We start from the raw sequence: 19,919 nt of genomic DNA, 5'->3' as shown, positions 1-19,919 counted from the left end.
CGCTATTTGTTTGTTTTTAGCCATTTAGTAGCAGTATGAGGACACCAGATCCGCTAATGCGAGATATTCCGGGATTAATCCACGGTTTTGAGTAGATTAACGGATCGTGTGTCCGCAAGGGCTCGAGAATAGGTCGATTCTCGGCAAATAACGGATCGTGTGTCCGCAAGGGCTTGAGAATAGGTCGATTCAGAGCAAATAGCAGATCATGCGTCTGCGCAGCACCCCAGAAATAGATCAAGTCCGGCAGGCAGCGAGTAGGGGGTCAATTGGAATCCTAACCAGATCAATCAATCGAAATCGATGCGCTTGTTGAAGTATCGGTAGGATATGTCCACGAGCAGATTGACAAGCACGAACATGACCGAGAGCACCAGTACCGTGGCCTGCACAACGGGAAAATCCCTCGCCCTGATCGAGTCGATCACATAGCGTCCCATGCCGTTCACGGCAAAGACGGACTCGGTCAGCACCGCCCCGCCGAGCAGGCCTCCAAATTCGAGGCCGATGACCGTAATGACGGGAATCATGGCATTTTTCAAGGCATGCCGGTAGACAATGATGCGCTCCCGGACACCCTTGGCACGGGCGGTGCGGATGTAATCCTGACCGATAACCTCCAGCATGCTGGAGCGGGTCATTCTGGCGATAATCGCAGCGCCGCCTGTCCCGAGCGTGATGACGGGAAGGACCGTCTGCGACCAGGTGCCCCAGCCGGAAGGGCGGAACCAGCCCAAATCTACGGCAAAATACTGAATCAACATGAGCCCCAGCCAGAAGTTCGGCATCGACAGCCCGAACAGGGCGATGAACATGACGCCGATGTCGGCAGGCGAGCTTTTTTTAACGGCGGAGATGATGCCTGCCAGAATGCCAAGAAATACGGCCAGGATCGTACTGTAGATGGCCAGCTCGATGGTGATCCAGAACCGGCTTTTGAATATTTCATCGGCGATGGGACGGTTGCTGCGGATTGAATCGCCGAGATCTCCTTGCAGCAAACCGCTGACATAGTTCCAATACTGCAGTGGCAGCGGATCGTTCAATCCCAGATTTTCGCGGATTTTCTCAACCTGCTCTTTAGGTGCCCCTTCCCCAATAATGACCTGCGCCGCATCCCCCGGGATGAGGTGCATCAGCAGAAAGACAACAATGGTGACGCCAATGACGACAGGTATCGTCTGAATAAGCCTTCGAATGGAATAGATGAGCATGGCCCGGCAGCTCCCTTCATTATTTTTTCATTTTCGGGTCAAGGACATCTCGCAAGCCGTCACCCAGCAGATTAAATGCGATGACCACGACAACGATCGACAGGCCGGGGAACAGGGCGACATGAGGGTGATCCATAATATAGTTGCGCCCATCATTCAGCATGGCTCCCCATTCCGGTGTCGGAGGCTGGGCGCCAAGACCGAGGAAGGAGAGACCGCTGGCGGTCAGGATGGCAACCGCAATCCGCAGCGTAGCCTGCACGATGATGGGGGATGTAATATTCGGCAGAATATGTCCGAAGATGATGCGGCCGTCGCTCGCGCCAAGCGAACGCATGGCATCGATATATTCGAGCTTGCGGACGGCAAGCGTGGAGCCTCGGACGACTCTGGCAAAAGTGGGAATCGAGAAGATGCTGACTGCAATGATCACGTTAAACAGGTTTTTTCCGAGAACGCTTACAACCGCCAATGCTAGCAGAATGCCTGGAAATGCCAGCATGACATCAGTAATTCTCATAATGAGAGTATCCCATTTGCCGCCGTAATAGCCTGATATGATTCCGAGTACGACACCAAAAGCAGCTCCGATGATGACGGAGATAAAACCGACCGAGAGTGTGAGGCGCATGCCGTGGATAATTCGTGTGAATATATCTCTTCCGTTGTGATCCGTACCGAACCAGTGGGCAGCAGAGGGTTTGAGCAGTTTCGTAGAATAGTCTACTTTGGTCGGATCATACTGGGTGAGCAGGGGGCCGATGACAGCGACAATAATCATCAGCAGGAGAAAATAACCCCCCCATAAGGCCGCTTTGTTTTTCCTCAGACGGTGGTAGAAAGATTTCCATTGTACGAGGCGGGTTCCATGATTACCGGATTCTTGTGGTCTGGCATCAGCGGTCATGTTATGCACGTGAAATCATCCTTTCTCAGAGTATGGATATCAGAATTGGTGTCGTAGAAACGGCAAGTAAATCTGGCTTCTTCTGGTATAAATATCAAATAGTAAAATATATGTTAACTGTGTATAAAATATTTTCCTATTTTGATTGAGAAGGGGGAGTTTGTTTCACATGGCAGGTAATAGAAGATTAAGGTGGCTTGTCTGTATCTTGGTCATACTTACCGTAGTGCTCTCAGCGTGCAATAGTTCAAGCAAGAGCAGTAATCCCGAAACGCCGTCAAATAACAGCAATACACCGGCTCCGGAGACAGGCAGCAAAGATCCCGCCGAGGGGACGACCGAAGCCGGTGCGAATGAGCTTGTGATTGCCTGGCTTTCTGATCCGCCATCCATGGACCCTCATATGTCGACGGACCAGCAAACGAGTGTAATGACAACACATATCTATAACACGCTGGTGATTCATGATAAGGACCTGAACATTCAGCCCGGGCTGGCCGAGAGCTGGAAAGCAATCGATGAGCTGACATGGGAGTTCAAGCTGAGACAGGGCGTAAAGTATACGGACGGCTCCCCATTCAATGCCGAGGTCGTAAAAGCGAACATAGAGCGTATGCAGGATCCGGACGTAGCCTCTCCGCGAGCCTCGCTTGTCGCCATGATTAAAGAGGTCAAGGTTATTGACGAGTATACGGTGCAGTTCGTGACCGAGTATGCCTTCTCGCCGCTGCTTGCGCATCTTGCCCATTCCGCGGTCAGCATGGTGAGTGCAGAGGCCATCAAGCTGGATTATGACAAGCTGAAGGCAGGTGAGAAAGCCGGCACGTACCTTGCACAAAATCCGGTAGGTACGGGCGTCTTCAAGTTAGAGAGCTGGAACCCCGGGCAGGAAGTGAAACTTGTCGCAAATGCCGATTACTGGGGGGATAAAGCGAAGGTGGACCGGGTGACGTTCAAGGTCGTAAGTGAAGAAGGGACGCGGATCGCCGAGATCGAAACGGGATATGCGCACATTATAGATCCGGTGTCGCCAAGCAGCATCAGCCGCGTTGAAAGCACAGATGGCATGTCGTTGAACCGTCAAGCCTCGCTGAGCTTGTCTTATATCGGATTTAATAACGATAAGAAGCCGTTTAATGATGTGAAGGTAAGGCAAGCCTTGTCCATGGCCATCAACAAGGATGAGATCATTTCGGGTATTTATGAAGGTACGGGAATTCCTGCCGTGGGTCCGCTGGCACCGGACGTAAACGGCTATGATGCCACCGTAAAGCCGATCGAATATAACATAGACAAAGCGAAGGAACTGCTGAAGGAGGCCGGGTACGAGGGAGGTTTCTCCACAACCATCTGGACCAACGATAATCCGGAGCGCATCAAGGTTGCCGAGTATGTACAGTCCAAGTTGAAGGAATTGAATGTCGATGTCAAAATCGAAGTGGTGGAGTGGGGCGCTTATCTGGCCCAGACGGCAGAAGGCAAGCATGATATGTTCATCTTGGGCTGGTCTACGGTAACGGCTGATGCCGACTACGGCATGTATGAGCTGTTCCATTCCAAAAATGTAGGGGAGCCGGGTAACCGCACCTTTACGAAGAATCCTGAACTGGATAAACTGCTGGATGCAGGTCGCAAGGAGAACGATCCTGAACAGCGCAAGGCAATCTACAAACAGGCGCAAGAGAAGCTGGTTGAGCTGGCCCCGATGTTGTATATCCACCACCAGGAGTATTTAAACGGAGTCAGCAGCAAGGTCGAGGGCTTCTGGAGACATCCAAACGGTATTATGCAGCTGCATAATGTGTCAATTCAACCATAGTGATTTTATGAAATTTTCATAGTTTTGACCGGTTTTGATCTAAAGAGGAGTTTATAGTGAGAGAGGCCGCCATTGGGCGGCCTCTTTGTTGGTTCTCTAAGAGAACCAGCATAAGCAAAGGGAACAGGTAACCGAACCGATCTAACATTGTTGAACTCTAAAAGCAAGAATCGAGATCGGTCAGCGACATCGTAGAAATTTTGGGAATTGGCCAGCCGCAAGTGCGTTGCCATCTGCGGATATTGAGTGAGGCAGGGCCGGTGATTGTCCTTAAGCCAGCTCTGATTCCCGGTACATACGGATAAGCAGGTCACGGCGATGTCATCGTATGGCCTGCTTCTTGGCTTGTATAAGCAAAGAATTTCCTGCTTAAGCGATGATCCCCATCAATTATTTTCCAAGCCAAAACTCGTCCAAACAAAATAAGTAAATTTTATTAAAAATAAAACCATGTTATATTAAATTTACTAACGCCTTTGGAGAGGGGATAGGACGCATGAGTGGTTTGAAGGAAATTGCAAGGCTCGCGGATGTCTCGGTGTCTACAGTGTCCAATGTACTTAACGGACGCAAGAACGTGGGCCAGGATACGAGGGAGCGGGTGCTGAGATTATGCTCGGAACATGGCTATTTTCCACATAAGGGGACCAAATCCGATAAAAGCAACACGATTATATTCGTATTCAGCGACTTTGATCGCGATTATTATTTAAAAATCATCAAGGGCATCAGCCATTGCCTGACGGAGAACGGGTATGACCTCATCATCTGCACGAATAAATCCAGCACGAATTTCATGCGCAGCAAATTTGCAAGCGGTACCATAAGTCTGGACCGGAATATGACGGACGAATATTTGGTCTCTGTAGCTACGCCTCAATTTCCCGTTGTTCTCATGGACCGGATTATCGATAACGAGTATGCCAACACCAAGAGCGTGATCGTTGACAATTACCCTGTGATGTGTGAGATGGTCCAGGCTTTGGTGGATAAGGGGTTCAAAACATTTGGATACATCGGCGGGCTGGAGTTTACTTTGGACCATAAGGAGCGGTACGCCGGATTTATAGATACGCTTGCGAAGAACGGGATCGTCTTTGATCGCCGCAATTACTTTCATGGCGACTACAGCGAGGAAAGCGGATATCAGGCTGCCAAAATCCTGGTACTGAGTAACGCCTTGCCAGAAGTGCTGGTCTGCGCGAATGACAACATGGCTCTGGGCGCGATTAAAGCGCTGGAGGAGAATGGATTGCGGGTACCGGAGGATATCTCGATCACCGGATTCGACAATTCGGATGCGGCGGCCATGGCCGGATTGACCACGATTGCCATCCCCCGTTATGAAAGCGGTTATTTAGCGGCGAAGGAACTGTTGGAAATGATCAAGGGCACCACGGGCAGGGAACCCTTTAAACTGAATGCCACCATCCAGTGGCGGAAAACAGTAAAATAAAACGCAGGGAATTTAACTAGTAAAATATCTAATATTTTACTAGTTTTTTTACTTCATATTTTTATGAAAACGCGTACAATTTTTATTGACAATCTAGATAAACCGCCATATGATGGGTTTGTAAACGTTTTACTTTATAGAGTCCTTAGGGGGAGGCGTGTCACTTGAAAAAAGTAAAAAAGGTATTAAGCATACTGACGGCAACCGCTTTGGTTGCGACACTTGCGGCCTGTGGCGGTACATCTGACAAAGAGTCTGGAGCAGCATCCGGGGGAGATAAGCTAAAGAAAATTACGCTCTTCCAATCTAAAGTTGAAATTACAGAACCACTTGAAGCCTTGGTTAAAACTTATAAAGAAGAAACCGGCAACGAGGTTGAAGTATGGGGTGCAGCGGGCGATGCCTATTCGCAGCAGCTGGTAGCAAAGCTCGGCAGCAATCAGGGACCGACGATATTCAGCGTAGCACAGGGACCCGAGTCCGAGAAGCTGAAATCCTATTTCTCCGACTTGAGCGGCGAAGAGTATGTTAAGAACATTGCGCCTGACATGGAATTGAAGGTCGACGATAAAACCGTTGGCGTTCCATACGGTGTAGAGGGCTTCGGCCTTGTATACAACAAGGACCTGGTAGATCCGGCGAATGTGAAAGACCTGGACTCCTTCACCAAGACGATGGAGCAATTGAAGGCTGATGGCAAGAACGGTTTGAGCTTGTCCCAGGAGGCATACTTCCTGATCGGACACATTCTCAATACACCATTTGCGCTTCAAGCGGATCCGCTGGCTTATATTGAACAGCTGAATAAAGGCGAAGTGAAGATGGCCGACACGAAAGAGTTCCAGGAGTGGGCCAAATTCATGGATGTGATCAAAGCCAATGCCAAGAATCCACTGGAAGTAAAATACGACAGCCAGATGGGTGACTTTGCAACAGAAAAAACGGCTATGGTGCATCAAGGCAACTGGAGTTACTCCATGCTTGCGGACTTCGGTGATTTCGGCTCCAAGGTCGGCATGATGCCGTTCCCGCTTGCGGGCAACGATAAAATCGCCGTTGGCGTGGCGAGCTACTGGGTCGTCAACAATCAGGCTGATGCTGATGAAGTCAAAGCTGCGAACGCTTTCCTGAATTGGCTGTTTACCAGCGACACAGGCAAGAAAGCCATCGTGGACGATTTCAAATTCATTCCGGCTTTAACGAATATTGAAGCAGGCGACCTGGATCCATTGTCCCAAGCGGTGCATGAGGCAACAACGAAAGGCGAGACGATTACTTGGGCACTGAACTACTTCCCGTCGGGCATCATCACAAATGACCTGGCTCCGGCGACGCAGGAGTACTTCATGAATCCGGGCATGACAGGTGAACAGTTCCTGCAGAAACTTGATGAGGTATGGGCGAAAGCATCCAAGTAAGAAGCAGGCAAAGCCGCTGAAGTGAAATAACAATTCCATGAAAACGAAAGCCTAGCCTCCGACGTTCTTATGATCCAAGAGCGTTAGGCTTTTGTTTTTTTTCTAACACGAATTCAAGGTTTGATGCCGCCCGCGCGGGAATCATCCGGAACGGAAAGAAGGTATGGATTATGAGCAAAAGAAAGGACAAAGCCTGGTTTGCCCTGTTTACGGTGCCGCTTCTGTTTATTTTCACGACGGTCGTCATCATCCCGTTCATTATCGGTATTGTGTACTCTTTTGTGAATTGGGACGGTATTCCGGCCAATCCGAAAGTATTCGTAGGGTTTGACAATTACGTTCAGCTGTTCCAGGACGACCGATTCCTGTCATCGGCTTGGCATACGGTTCAATTCACGCTGCTTGCGCTGGTCTGCGTCAATATTTTGGGGCTTGGGTTTGCACTGCTCGTTACGACAAAACTCCGCTCAAGAAACGCGGCACGGACGATGTTTTTCATGCCGAACCTGATCGGCGGTCTGATCCTGGGTTACATCTGGCAGTTTATTTTTACGGATGCCTTCAGTTTCTTGGGAGAGAAAACAGGGCTCGGCAGTGTGTTCTTTAACTGGCTGCTGCATCCGCAATTTGCGTTGTATGCCATCGTTGCGGTGTTCACCTGGCAGCTGGCAGGTTATACGATGATCATCTATATCGCGGGAATCCAGGGGATTCCGGATGAGCTGATGGAAGCGGCCAAGGTCGATGGCGCCAGTCTGTGGCAGCGTCTGAAGAGCATTGTGTTCCCGCTGTTGATGCCTTCCTTCACGATCTGTCTGTTCCTGACCTTGTCGGGTGCGTTCAAAATCTATGATGTCAATCTGTCCCTGACCAAGGGCGGACCGAGCAATGCGACAGAGATGTTTGCGATGAATATCTTCAATGAGATCTTTGCTTACGGCAATTATGGCTTAGGTCAGGCAAAAGCGATCATCTTCTTCCTGATTGTTGCTGGACTCACGCTGACGCAAGTCATCATCACGAAGAGAAAAGAGGTGCAGATGTAATGAAGAAATCAGGTAAATGGCTGCTCGACATTCTGCTGTTCCTCTTTGCGCTGGTCTTCTTGTCTCCGGTCTTCCTCATGCTGATTAACTCGTTCAAGGATCGTGCGGAGCTGTATGAGAATGCGCTTGCGCTGCCTTCCTCCTTCAGCTTCGAGTATTATAAATCGGCGATGGAGAAGATGAATTTCTTCACGGCTTTGGGCAACTCGCTGTATGTCACCATCATCTCGGTTGTCATTGTCATCGTGCTCGCCTCCATGACGGCCTGGATGCTGGTGCGTACGGATAACAAGCTGAGCAAAGTCATTTTCTTCACATTTGTGGCAACGATGCTGATTCCGTTCCAGACGCTGATGATGCCGCTGATGCAGGTCATGGACTGGATTCGCAGCAATCTTCACATTCCGATGCTTAATACCCATGAGGGTCTGATTTATATGAATATCGGTTTTACTTCGAGCATGGCAGTCTTTCTCTACCACGGCTTCATTAAATCCGTGCCGGTGGCGCTGGAGGAAGCGGCAACGCTCGATGGCTGCTCCAAACTGGGTGTATTCTGGAGAATTGTGTTTCCGCTGCTGAAGAACATCAGTGTGACGATTGCCATCCTGAATGTCATTGCCCTGTGGAATGACTATCTGCTTCCATCGCTGACATTGTCCGACAAAGGGCTGCGGACCATTCCGCTCTCCACCTTCTACTTCTTCGGGGAATTCACGATTGTGTGGAACCAGGCGATGGCAGGTCTGACACTGACCATTATCCCGGTGGTTATATTCTATATTTTCGCGCAGAAATACATCATCAAGGGGATTGCGGCAGGTGCGGTAAAATGAGGCGGATCATCACGAGAGCGGACGATTACGCTTCCAGCCGTTCAGCCAATGCTGCGATTGCCCGAAGTGTGGATGCCGGTTTTATTAAAAATGTGTCCATTATGGCGCCCGGCCCCTATCTAGCCGAGGCCGCGCAGCTGCTGGCGCATCGCAAGGACATCTGCTTCGGGTTTCATATGACGCTGAATGCAGAGTGGGATAACGTACGCTGGGGACCTGTTGCCGCGAAGGAACAGGTTCCTTCGCTTGTCGATCGGGCCGGATATTTCTATCAGGACCCGATCTTGTTCCGGGATCATCCGCCTTCACTGCAGGAGATTATCGTGGAATGCGAAGCACAGCTTGATAAACTGACCGCAGCAGGGTTCAAGATTTCTTACGCGGACTCTCATATGCTGCCGGAACGTTTCATACCCGGGCTGCAGGAAGAGCTGGACCGCTGGATTGAAGCGAAGGGGCTTATCAACCATCGCGATTACTACAACTTCTTCCCGGGTGGTGTCCCGGACGGCGCCGATTCGTTTGAAAGGGTGCTTGGCGGTCTGACGGAAGACCAGTACTTCTTCCTGTCCCATCCGGCACTGTATTCGGAGGAAATGGTGCAGTGCGGCAATGCTCAAGTGGATGGGGAGGAACTGGCGCGCGGGCGTAATGAGGAGGCTTCCTTTCTTGCACGGGAGGACTTGAATGAGATTAGCGAACGACGGGGCTTTCGTGCGATTCGATATGATGAAGCGGTTCCATTATCCGGTGTATAATGGAAGCGTACGGATGAATGTATCTTGTTAATACAGGGAGAGGCGAAAGGAAGATGAATATGAATACGGTTCCGTTATTGCCAAGAAGTACCCCCGAAAACCAAGGAATCTCATCACAGTCTATTGAACGTTTTATCGCATCGATTCAGGAGAAGGAGCTTGAGCTGCACAGCTTCATGCTGGTGCGGCACGGGCATGTCGCAGCGGAAGGCTGGTGGAAGCCGTATCAGGCGGACAAGCCGCACATGCTCTTCTCGTTAAGCAAAAGTTTCACCTCTACCGCGATTGGACTTCTGGCCCAGGAAGGCCGGGTCACGCTGGAGGATCAGGTGATCGGATTCTTTCCGGAAAATACGCCGGAGGAACCTTCTCCAAATCTGTCCGCGATGACGATACGCGATTTGCTTATTATGGGAACGGGGCATGCCCAGGAGCCTGCCATGCAGTCCGATATCTGGGTAGATGATTTTTTCAAACAAGCAGTCGAGCATGAACCTGGAACCCATTTTGTCTATAACAGCGCAGCGACTTACATGCTCTCGGCTATTCTGCAGAAGGTAACCGGCATCACGCTGCTGGATTATCTGCAGCCCCGTCTGTTCGAACCGCTTGGCATACATGGAGCCACCTGGGAAAGCTGTCCGAAGGGAATCAATACCGGTGGATGGGGGCTTAAGGTGAAGACCGAGGATATCGCCAAGTTTGGCCAGCTCTACCTTCAGAAGGGGGTGTGGGAAGGCCGCCGCCTGATTCCGGAAGACTGGATCGAAGAGGCAACCTCGAAGCAGATATCCAACGGACCTGCGGACTCCACATCGGATTGGACCGAAGGCTACGGTTATCAATTCTGGATGTGCCGTCATGGAGGATATCGAGGTGATGGCGCATTCGGCCAGTTCTGCGTCGTGCTGCCGGAGCAGGATGCGGTCATCGCCATTACCTCCGGCCTTGGGGACATGCAGGAAGTGCTGGACGTGGTATGGGAGCATCTGCTGCCTGCCATGGGACCTGATAAGCTGCCGGCTGACACGGGGGCCGAGTCCTCTCTTGCCGGAGTGCTGCAAGAGCTCAAGCTGGATCCCCCAAGGGAAGAAGCGCGTTCCCCGATCGAGCAGGACATTACCGGAATTGTGTATGAGCTGGAGGAGAATGAGGATAAGCTGCATTCGATCTCCATTCGGTTCGAAGAAGATGGCGCTGTAATGGAGCTTGCGGGGGAAGACGGCACGAATTCGATTGCCTTTGGCCGCAATGAGTGGAAGTCAGGAACCACGAAGTTGATTATGCTCGAGGATAACGACTATGCCGCCTCCATGACCTGGAACGACCAGACGCTGAGACTGACGATCCGGTTGACGGAGACGCCGTTCTATTTAACCACGGATTGTACCTTCGATGAGGAGGGGATTCATCTCGCTTACTGGATGAACCAATCGTTTCAGGGCAAGGTGGTCCGGGAGATTAACGGCAAGGCCAAGGTGTAGAACATGTAATTTTTGCTTTTCTCCAAACGGATATGATGTGGTCGTCATCAGACAATGGGCTAAAGTTTTAATCAACCTGGCCTTTTACAGACTGAAATTATGTAAAAAGCTGAACTAGATGATGCTAGTTCAGCTTTTTCAGTATATTCTTATACCTTCTTGGTTCGAGTCGGCTGGGTTTAGAGTATCGTTAACTACAAGTAATCAGCTTCTGTATCCATTTGATCGTTATTTCATCTTTGACCTCTAGGCTCCAATCAGTCGGAAAGCACAAATATTGTTCTTCTTCGGGCATTTTAGGCAGCTGAGAATGTACAATAATATCAGCGTTACCGTCATGATTGTAGTATTGAGGAAAGCGGTATTCCTGGCCTTCAAGTGACCGATACACATAAAAACTGAACTCAATATCACCCACTACACAGAACGCATGACCTTGAATCCTAGGATCGCACCAGACATGGGTGCCTTTCAGCTTGTTTAATGAAAGCAGGAAGCCGTTCTTTTGAGCTTCCGTCAAATGAAAGTCGTCCAAATAATACCTGGACGATATTCGATCAAAATTCGTATCGATAATCTGGTAGTTTAGAATAACTTCGGCGCCCTTTTTAAGAACGGTATTAAAATAATCTTTCTGGATTCCGCCCTTATACCTGGATAATCGGCTTTTTACCAAGTAGTCGATATTACTATGGTCTAAATTTCGACCAAACGTTAATAGAAATCGTCTCTTATGCAACTTTACTCTGAACCCCACTTTGGAAGTGAATTATGGTATAAATCAATATTTCCTTTATGATCAGGCCAATCATCTTTTGTATGATAGTGCCACCGAGTATGATTTCTTGATTGGGAAGTAAAGACATCTAGTCTCAAATATTCTGTACCATCTTGACCAAATAAAGAAATAATTTGCTCGCCCTGATTAATCCCGTTCGGTGCGGAAGGTAACTCAGGTCCTTTGTTTCTAGTATAACCATATCTTTCATATTGCGCTTTAATTCCTGGCTCTATTTGAGGCCAAACTTCTCTTTCGAAACGATCACCGAGTTGCTGCTGGATTTTCTTTCCCATCTTCTTTTTTACAGCTGCTTTTATTATAGCAGCAACAACCGCCCAAACAATAGGCCAAATCGCCGGTGAAATTTCACTCTGAATACTGGGATCTGACAAGTGACTAATCGTTGAGGTCTGACTATTTGCTATATCTGCAAAAGCAAGTATCAAGGCAAATTCTTTGCTGTACTCGTCGTATTCCTCCATTTTTAATTTTAAATTGTTGTCTGTTTGGATTGCTTCCTCTATGCTTGTAGAATGTTCTTGAATAAATAATAGAAGTTCTTGAATCTCGCTTTCTGATAGTTTTAATTCCTCTTGAGTCTTTTGCAGTTCGCTATGTGCAGGAAGCGCGGATACAGTAATTGCTGCAAATACCGTATTTAATAACATTACCAAAGCCAAAAAAGCGGCTACTTTTTTAATTACTCCCCAAAAACTCAAAAAATCAACCCCTTACTGTTATTTTTTATAATTAACACGAATAATATATATTAAAATCCTAAAATTTAACAAATGAAAAAAAGTTGTGTTTTCTCTAAAAAAATAGTGTGATTATGAATTTATAATAGTAAAAATGGTATATTATAATATTTACAGTTATCTCTTTTACATATGGCGAACTTTTCTACTTCAATTGTCTGCAAATCGAAAAATCAATCGGAACTATAATGATTTTAAAATGCTCAATAAAAGAATCTTCGGCATTGCAAAGAAACCTCTCCACTATCGTAATGGAGAGGTTTCTTTGCATGCCGGAAAGCCAGAATCGCTCCGACACGGCCATTGCCTGCGTGATATGTATGTCTTCCTGCATGCCGTCATGATTTTTGCATATGAGTTAAGGTAGAGGGTGCATTTGGTTTACCTTACAAAGGGGGCGCATGCATGGACGGAACCGAGCTTTACCGTAAAGTGATCCTGACGGTGTCCGGCAATAAACTCGTGAAGTGGCTGTCGATCAAATACGGAAGGAAATTGGCAGGCCGATTCATTGCCGGCAATACGCTGGATGAGGCCTTGGATGAAATCGAGAGGCTCAATGCGAAGGGCATTCTCGTCACGCTGGATCATCTGGGGGAGGGCATTACGACGCTGGACGAAGCGGCCGAATACCGCGAGGAATATTTGAAGCTTGTGGAGGGAATCGCACAGCGGGGAGTGCAGTCAAATGTGTCATTGAAACCGACGCAGATGGGCATGGCACTGGACCTTGAGAAGGCTTACGAGAATATCAGGTCGGTGGTGAAAAAGGCGAAAGAGTTTCGCAATTTCGTGCGTCTGGATATGGAGGATTCGCCATATACCCAGGCGACAATCGATATGACGCTGCGGCTCCATAAGGAGGGGCTGCCCAATGTGGGCACCGTGATGCAGGCCTACTTGTTCCGCACGGAGGAAGACGTGCGAAGCCTGATGGAGGCGGGGGTCAATCTGCGCCTGGTAAAGGGGGCATATAAAGAGCCCGGAACCATTGCCTTTCAGCAGAAACGCGAAGTGATCGATAACTATAAAAAATTGATCAAAATGCATTTCGATCAGGGAGCGTACACTGCGATTGCCACGCACGATGACAATATCATCGACTGGGTCAAGGTGTTTGCCGAGCAGAGCCGCATAGAGAAAGAGGATTTCGAATTTCAGATGCTGTACGGGCTGCGAATGAACGATCAGGCTGCGCTTGCAGAGGATGGCTATCGCATCCGTTGTTATATGCCCTACGGGACGATGTGGTACCCGTACTTCACCCGGCGGCTGGCGGAGAAACCGGCTAACCTCATGATGGTGCTGAAAAATATGTTCAAGTGAGGGGTGTGAACACCGCCCTTACCTTAAAAGAAATAATAAGCTTGCGAGCAATCCATCAGGAAGGACCGCTCCAGCGGGAGGCTGCCTAGGCGTTCGCGAGTTACATGCTGGTGCAGGTTCGTCTCCAGATCGGCTAACGCCGATACGGCGAGCAGCATCCGAGCGGATCCCCATTGCTGCTGCTGCTGAGCATAGCGTATGGCCTCAGTCACGGGCATGCCCCGCAGCCTTGCAAATACAGATGCCCAGCGGACCAGATCTGCGAATTCTCTCGTGCTCGGCAGGGCATATTCCGCATAACCGGCTGCTTCTCCGCAGCTGATTTTGAACAAGCCGCAGTTCCAGCTTCGATCGCTCCAGGGGATAAAGCGTTCAGCCGAGCCCCAGTCGAAACGGAACATTTCCATATAGCGGATGGGCTCTTCACATATTGTTGGCGCTGTTTGGATGGCTGTTGCCTGTGCTTCGAATTCGATGAGTTTCGTCATGATCTACGCTCCCTTATAAGATGTTATATGCAAGACAAAAAGGCCTGGTGAGCAGAGAAACCCCGCTCTCCAGGCCTTTTTCCGGTTAGCAGCCGATGAAGCGGCCGCTTTAGCTTGGCTGGATCGTGTTCTCTCTCAATACGCCTACGAGGTTAGCTGTCGGATTCGGGCTTGAGAGCGCCCTACCACAATGCCTGGTCAGGCATCGCGGATTCACCCCATTCACCAACAGAAGTCCTATCGGTGATATTGGTTCCCCCGTCTCCCGATCTGTCGGGAGCTCAGCGTATAACGTGTGTTGCGAATAGATGGATGAATCATACGCCGGAGGCAGCCAAAAGTAAATGACCGTATTTGACGCATACATTCCGAAAATCGATGAAATCCGTAAAAGAAAACGTGTACATTTGGTATTGTCATCTATTATCATGGCAAAATCTCAGTATCTCGATGGATTGCGATAAATTCGAGAAAACAAGAGAAATACATAGTATGGAGCAGTATTCGAGAGATAATGAAGATATACTGGTTAGATCTTGTTCCACATTCAGCCACACGTGTTTCTGAGCTCATTTACATCCCGCACGGCCGGACGTATGATACGAACTATGAATTGACGGATGATTCCAAGAGCAGGGCACAGCGGCAGCCGGTCGATAAGATTCATAAGGATACAAGGCAGTGTGAGAGCTGCGGTGCTCCTTTATGAATGAGAACCTCGGCGAAGGCACCATGGGTCTTCCAGAGGCTCAGGGTCAAGCGACTCTCACGGCTTGACTCTGACGGCTGTACAGTTCTGCCAGGCTTGGAATATAAGTCAATAGCTAATTGAATAACATGCTACTCGTTTTCAATTTTCGCTGAGTCCTTGAATGGAAAAGGAACGGGGGAACCAGTCGGGAGATGAACTTGATCTCTCAGGGGTGAATCCCATAGACAAGATAACGGTCTATGGGTAGGGCGACTCTCACGCCCGAATCCGTCAGCTAACCTCGTAAGCGTATCGAGAGAGGCAACGATTGTCGTGGACTTTAGCCACGGTGTATTTCACCGTGGATGAATAAGAAGCCTGCGGGAAGAGTTCTTCTCCTCCCGCAGGCTTCTTTTTGTTGCCTTCTCTTTCTGAAACTTAGGAGGAGAAACACATGGAGAAACCGCAGGATTTCATCTTGGTATCCGCCCCGAATAAGGCCGGGGAGGAATTTATCCGCCAGTTGATGTACAAACACATTTCGTTTGCAGCTATAGCCAACAATCGGGCCGAGCAGGAGAGGATGATGGAACTGGGCTGCAAAGACATTATTCTGATTGATACCAGAGACGAGTCAACCTGGATCATTCCCGAGTTTCCCGTCAGCAAGGTGTTTCTGTTCGAAAGCAGCTTGAATCTGTGCTGCCGCTATTTGCGGATTTGCCGGACATGGACAACAAAGTCGATTTACGTCATTACCCACTCCAGCAATCCGCGGTTGATATATAAGGGACTGGGCGCCGATGTGGTGCTTCATACGAACCATCATCAGGTATCTTTCCTGATTTCGTCCATTGTCAGCTAGTTGCAGATTTAATGCCAAATACGGTTCGTGGAGGATTGGATTATGCAGGATTTTTATATGGTGCTCATATTAGGAGGGACCTACGGACTGTTCATGCTGTTTATGTCCTGGTGTGGACGCGTGGTTTCAGAACCGGAGGCTGATCAGCTGTGATCATATTATTGGTATGTACGCTCTTTATTTTTCTGTATTTGATTTATGCGCTGGTTCACCCTGAAAAATTCTAGGGGAACCGCTGAAGGAGGAAGGCACTCGTCATGGGCATTATACAAATTGCCATCGTTATTCTGGTTCTGCTGCTGCTGGTTAAGCCGCTCGGAACCTATCTATATCAGGTATTTCGCAATGAAGATAACCGAACCGATAAATGGTTCTCCTGGGCAGAGAAGCCGATATTTGCACTGATTGGCTTGAAAGACCGCAAGGGGATGACCTGGAAAGGGTATGCTCTCAGCTTTGTCATTACGAATATCATACTGGTAGCTTCAGGCTACCTGATTCTGCGGCTGCAAAAGGTACTGCCGTTCAACCCGAACGGAATCGATAATATGGAATCAACCTTGTCATTCAATACGATCATCAGCTTTATGACCAATACGAATCTGCAGCATTACAGCGGAGAGTCGGGGCTATCCTATTTTGCGCAGATGGCTGTCATTACGATGATGATGTTTACATCGGCGGCGACCGGGCTGTGCGTGGCCATCGCTTTTATCCGGGCAGTGACCAGTAAGGGGACAACCGTCGGCAACTTCTTCGAGGACTTTGTGAAGGCTCATATCCGGGTATTCATTCCGGCGGCCTTCATCATTGCAATGGTGCTGGTCGCCCTGCAGGTGCCTCAGACCCTGAAGCCTGCGCTCAGCGTGACCACGATGGAAGGAAGCGAGCAGCAAATTGCGGTAGGTCCGGTGGCTGCTCTTGAATCGATCAAGCATCTGGGTACCAACGGCGGCGGATATATGGGGGTCAATTCGTCCCATCCGTTTGAGAATCCGTCCCCTCTAACCAATGTGATTGAGATCCTGTGCATGTGGAGTCTCGGGGCTGCGCTTCCGTATACATTTGGTTTGTTTGCCAAGAGCCGCAAGCAGGGCTGGATTATATTCTCTGTGATGATGACCTTGTTCATCGGCTTCTTGTCTCTGAACTATGCCGCTGAATCAAACGGCAATCCGGCACTGAACCGACTGGGGATTGATGCATCCCAAGGCAGCATGGAAGGTAAGGAAGTCCGGTTCGGGATCGCCCAGTCCTCGCTGTTTACTACAGTGACGACGGCGGCTACGACCGGTTCAGTTAACAACATGCATGATACACTCACGCCGCTTGGCGGAATTACGCCGCTGTCCCTGATGATGCTGAACTCTGTTTTTGGCGGAAAAGGCGTCGGGCTGATGAATATGCTCATGTATGCGATACTGGCTGTGTTCCTGGCCGGGCTTATGGTTGGGCGAACGCCTGAATTTCTGGGCAGAAAAATAGAAGCGCGGGAAATGAAGCTGATCGCCATCGTCATTCTGGTGCACCCATTTATCATTCTGGCTCCGACGGCGCTTGCCCTGATGACGGATGCCGGGCAGGCGGGCATTACCAATGCCGGCTTCCATGGCATCTCACAGGTGTTGTACGAATACACGTCATCCGCAGCCAATAACGGTTCCGGGTTTGAAGGACTTGCAGATAACACGCCGTTCTGGAACATCACAACCGGGCTCGTCATGCTGTTCGGCCGTTATATCTCGATGATCGCTCTGCTGGCGGTCGGCGGTTCACTGATGCGGAAGCAATGGGTACCGGAGACACTCGGGACGTTCCGAACAGACAATAAGCTGTTTGCCGGCATTCTCCTCGCGGTGGTTCTGATCATCGGCGCATTGACTTTCCTGCCTGTGCTGGTGCTCGGCCCGATTGCTGAGCATCTGACGATCCGTTAATTAGAAAAGGTGGCCTATTACCATGAATAATACGAGAACCAAAGTGATGTCCAAAGAAATGGTCAATCAAGCGCTGAAGGACAGCTTCATCAAGCTGAATCCAGCTTTCATGATGAGAAATCCCGTGATGTTTGTTGTGGAGGCCGGAACCTTGGTGGTTCTGCTCATGACACTGTTTCCATCCAATTTCGGTACAGAAGGCAGTACCGGATTCAATCTGACGGTGTTTGTGATTCTGCTGTTTACGCTGCTGTTCGCGAACTTTGCCGAGGCCCTTGCCGAGGGCAGGGGTAAAGCTCAGGCCGATTCTCTTAAGCAATCCAAGAAAGAAATGACCGCCCATAAAGTGATGGAAGGCGGAGGGGTTCAGTCCGTGCCGTCTACCGATCTTCGCAAAGGGGATATCGTGGTGGTTACGCAGGGCGAGATGATCCCTGGTGACGGAGAGGTCATCGCCGGTCTGGCATCTGTCGACGAATCTGCCATTACGGGAGAATCCGCGCCGGTGATCAAAGAAGCAGGCGGCGATTTCAGCTCGGTCACCGGGGGAACCCGGGTGGTCAGCGATACAATCAAAATTCGGATTACCAGCGATCCCGGCGAATCGTTTATTGACCGAATGATCTCACTGGTTGAAGGAGCTTCGCGGCAGAAGACGCCGAATGAAATAGCGCTGAACACACTGCTGATTGTGTTGACCCTGATCTTCCTGATCGTTGTGGTTACACTCGCTCCGATTGCCAAGTATCTTGGCATCGAGCTGTCTGTCCCGGTATTGATCTCGCTGCTGGTATGTTTGATTCCGACCACGATCGGCGGGCTGCTGTCGGCCATCGGGATTGCAGGCATGGACCGGGTGACCCAGTTCAATGTGTTGGCGATGTCGGGTAAAGCGGTGGAAGCGGCCGGAGATATTAATACAATGATCCTGGATAAGACCGGAACCATTACGTTTGGCAACCGGATGGCAAGTCAACTGATCCCGGCCCGTGGCGAAACGCTGGCATCGGTTGCCCAGTGGGCAGCGGTCAGCTCGCTGCTGGACGAAACACCGGAAGGCCGCTCCGTTCTGGAGCTGTTGAAGAAGGAAGGCCTTGAGGTGGGTGAGAGTATGACGGCGGGAGCCGAATTCATCGAATTTAAGGCAGAGACCCGAATGAGCGGCATGGACCTGAAGGATGGCCGAAAAGTTCGCAAGGGTGCAGTGGATGCCGTCAAGGCTTGGGTGCTGTCTCAAGGAGGCTCCATACCTCCGGACTTGACGCCAAACAGTGATGCAATTGCTACGGAGGGAGGAACCCCGCTGGCTGTGGCTGTGGATCACCGCATCTATGGATTGATCTACCTGAAGGACACTGTGAAACCGGGAATGAAGGAACGGTTTGAACAGCTGCGCCGGATGGGCATTAAGACCATTATGTGTACAGGCGATAATCCGCTGACTGCAGCGACGATTGCCCGCGAAGCGGGAGTGGATGATTTCATCGCAGAGAGCAAGCCGGAGGATAAGATCGCCGTCATTCGAAAAGAACAGGCCGAAGGCAAGCTGGTGGCCATGACCGGTGACGGAACGAACGATGCGCCGGCCCTTGCACAGGCCGATGTCGGGCTTGCGATGAACAGCGGTACCACCGCCGCGAAGGAGGCGGCCAATATGGTGGATCTGGATTCAGATCCATCCAAGATTATCGAGGTCGTTGCCATCGGGAAGCAATTGCTGATGACAAGAGGCGCGCTGACCACGTTCAGCGTTGCGAACGATGTCGCCAAATATTTTGCCATCATTCCCGCCATGTTTGCAGCTGCTATTCCAAGCATGAACGTATTGAATGTCATGGGACTCGGTTCCCCTATGTCGGCCATCCTGTCCGCGCTGATCTTCAATGCGATCATTATTCCGCTGCTCATTCCGCTTGCGATGAAGGGTGTCGCCTATAAGCCGATGAGCTCATCGAAGCTGCTACAGCGTAATGTACTTGTCTACGGATTAGGCGGCGTGATCGTGCCGTTCATCGGGATTAAGCTGATTGACATGATTGTCCACTTATGGATTTAGGCGTGTTGGTTAAACCGGGTATATAGAGATAAACCAAAGGTTGATTATACAAGGTAGATATGAAAGAAAGGGTCGAAGA

General features: G+C 49.8%; 18 protein-coding genes and 2 riboswitches. Of the genes, 13 read left to right on the top strand and 5 right to left on the bottom strand.

Features of this window, described 5'->3' with window-relative positions; all coding sequences use genetic code 11:
* Window positions 1–290 precede the first annotated feature (290 nt).
* Complete coding sequence (locus B9D94_RS26525) at window positions 291–1,214, bottom strand: ABC transporter permease (RefSeq protein ID WP_148248382.1); 924 nt, start codon at window positions 1,212–1,214, stop codon at window positions 291–293.
* Between the two features lie 19 nt (window positions 1,215–1,233).
* Complete coding sequence (nikC, locus tag B9D94_RS26520; protein ID WP_036644070.1) at window positions 1,234–2,130, bottom strand: nickel transporter permease; 897 nt, start codon at window positions 2,128–2,130, stop codon at window positions 1,234–1,236.
* A 160-nt stretch (window positions 2,131–2,290) separates the two neighbouring features.
* On the opposite strand from nikC, the gene B9D94_RS26515 reads away from it, so the two are divergent.
* The 8 genes from B9D94_RS26515 (at window position 2,291) to B9D94_RS26480 (ending at window position 10,938) form a co-directional block, all read left to right on the top strand.
* Entirely contained in the window at window positions 2,291–3,940 is a 1,650-nt protein-coding gene (locus B9D94_RS26515) for a glutathione ABC transporter substrate-binding protein (RefSeq protein ID WP_036644067.1), read from the top strand.
* A 200-nt stretch (window positions 3,941–4,140) separates the two neighbouring features.
* Window positions 4,141–4,245, top strand: a complete 105-nt coding sequence (locus B9D94_RS31990) for a hypothetical protein (protein WP_367613806.1) — start codon at window positions 4,141–4,143, stop codon at window positions 4,243–4,245.
* A 191-nt stretch (window positions 4,246–4,436) separates the two neighbouring features.
* On the top strand, window positions 4,437–5,396 hold the full coding sequence (locus tag B9D94_RS26505; RefSeq protein WP_036644065.1) for a LacI family DNA-binding transcriptional regulator: 960 nt from the start codon (window positions 4,437–4,439) through the stop codon (window positions 5,394–5,396).
* Window positions 5,397–5,560: 164 nt separating this feature from the next.
* Window positions 5,561–6,814, top strand: coding sequence for an ABC transporter substrate-binding protein (locus B9D94_RS26500; protein ID WP_036644063.1), 1,254 nt, complete (start codon window positions 5,561–5,563; stop codon window positions 6,812–6,814).
* Window positions 6,815–6,984: 170 nt separating this feature from the next.
* Window positions 6,985–7,860, top strand: coding sequence for a carbohydrate ABC transporter permease (locus B9D94_RS26495; RefSeq protein ID WP_006207788.1), 876 nt, complete (start codon window positions 6,985–6,987; stop codon window positions 7,858–7,860).
* The gene (locus tag B9D94_RS26490; RefSeq protein WP_006207789.1) at window positions 7,860–8,696 is read left to right on the top strand and encodes a carbohydrate ABC transporter permease; all 837 of its coding nucleotides are present in this window, start codon (window positions 7,860–7,862) and stop codon (window positions 8,694–8,696) included. The genes B9D94_RS26495 and B9D94_RS26490 overlap by 1 nt, the downstream gene beginning before the upstream one ends.
* Window positions 8,693–9,454, top strand: a complete 762-nt coding sequence (locus B9D94_RS26485; RefSeq protein WP_148248381.1) for a polysaccharide deacetylase family protein — start codon at window positions 8,693–8,695, stop codon at window positions 9,452–9,454. The genes B9D94_RS26490 and B9D94_RS26485 overlap by 4 nt, the downstream gene beginning before the upstream one ends.
* A 53-nt stretch (window positions 9,455–9,507) precedes the next feature.
* The gene (locus B9D94_RS26480; RefSeq protein ID WP_148248380.1) at window positions 9,508–10,938 is read left to right on the top strand and encodes a serine hydrolase domain-containing protein; all 1,431 of its coding nucleotides are present in this window, start codon (window positions 9,508–9,510) and stop codon (window positions 10,936–10,938) included.
* Window positions 10,939–11,128: 190 nt separating this feature from the next.
* Here B9D94_RS26480 and B9D94_RS31685 read toward each other — a convergent pair whose 3' ends face one another.
* On the bottom strand, window positions 11,129–11,458 hold the full coding sequence (locus B9D94_RS31685; RefSeq protein WP_253806054.1) for a hypothetical protein: 330 nt from the start codon (window positions 11,456–11,458) through the stop codon (window positions 11,129–11,131).
* 221 nt (window positions 11,459–11,679) lie between these two features.
* Window positions 11,680–12,438 carry a YpjP family protein gene (locus B9D94_RS26470; protein ID WP_036644057.1) on the bottom strand — a complete coding sequence of 253 codons (759 nt, stop codon included), beginning with the start codon at window positions 12,436–12,438 and terminating at the stop codon, window positions 11,680–11,682.
* Window positions 12,439–12,882: 444 nt separating this feature from the next.
* Between B9D94_RS26470 and B9D94_RS26465 the strand changes: the two genes are divergently transcribed.
* Window positions 12,883–13,803, top strand: a complete 921-nt coding sequence (locus B9D94_RS26465) for a proline dehydrogenase family protein (RefSeq protein WP_148248378.1) — start codon at window positions 12,883–12,885, stop codon at window positions 13,801–13,803.
* Between the two features lie 23 nt (window positions 13,804–13,826).
* Here the strand turns inward: B9D94_RS26465 and B9D94_RS26460 are convergent, their stop codons facing one another.
* Window positions 13,827–14,291 carry a hypothetical protein gene (locus B9D94_RS26460; protein WP_148248377.1) on the bottom strand — a complete coding sequence of 155 codons (465 nt, stop codon included), beginning with the start codon at window positions 14,289–14,291 and terminating at the stop codon, window positions 13,827–13,829.
* 125 nt (window positions 14,292–14,416) lie between these two features.
* Window positions 14,417–14,588: riboswitch (cyclic di-AMP (ydaO/yuaA leader) on the bottom strand.
* Window positions 14,589–15,139: 551 nt separating this feature from the next.
* Window positions 15,140–15,308, top strand: a riboswitch (cyclic di-AMP (ydaO/yuaA leader).
* Window positions 15,309–15,436: 128 nt separating this feature from the next.
* Here B9D94_RS26460 and B9D94_RS26455 point away from each other — a divergent pair.
* The 4 genes from B9D94_RS26455 to kdpB all read left to right on the top strand — a co-directional run bounded on the left by B9D94_RS26455 (window position 15,437) and on the right by kdpB (window position 19,840).
* The gene (locus tag B9D94_RS26455; protein WP_006207795.1) at window positions 15,437–15,847 is read left to right on the top strand and encodes a hypothetical protein; all 411 of its coding nucleotides are present in this window, start codon (window positions 15,437–15,439) and stop codon (window positions 15,845–15,847) included.
* 149 nt (window positions 15,848–15,996) lie between these two features.
* Window positions 15,997–16,074 (top strand): potassium-transporting ATPase subunit F, encoded by a 78-nt coding sequence (locus tag B9D94_RS31985; RefSeq protein ID WP_076151255.1) that lies wholly within the window; start codon window positions 15,997–15,999, stop codon window positions 16,072–16,074.
* 30 nt (window positions 16,075–16,104) lie between these two features.
* Window positions 16,105–17,784, top strand: a complete 1,680-nt coding sequence (gene kdpA, locus B9D94_RS26445; RefSeq protein WP_063478398.1) for a potassium-transporting ATPase subunit KdpA — start codon at window positions 16,105–16,107, stop codon at window positions 17,782–17,784.
* Between the two features lie 22 nt (window positions 17,785–17,806).
* Window positions 17,807–19,840: a potassium-transporting ATPase subunit KdpB gene (gene kdpB / locus B9D94_RS26440; protein WP_148248376.1), complete on the top strand. Its 2,034-nt coding sequence runs from the start codon at window positions 17,807–17,809 to the stop codon at window positions 19,838–19,840.
* The last annotated feature ends 79 nt before the right edge of the window (window positions 19,841–19,919 follow it).

Source organism: Paenibacillus sp. Cedars (genome assembly GCF_003184205.1).
GTDB classification, from domain to species: domain Bacteria; phylum Bacillota; class Bacilli; order Paenibacillales; family Paenibacillaceae; genus Paenibacillus_AQ; species Paenibacillus_AQ glucanolyticus.
This window is presented reverse-complemented; position numbering and strand designations above follow the sequence as displayed.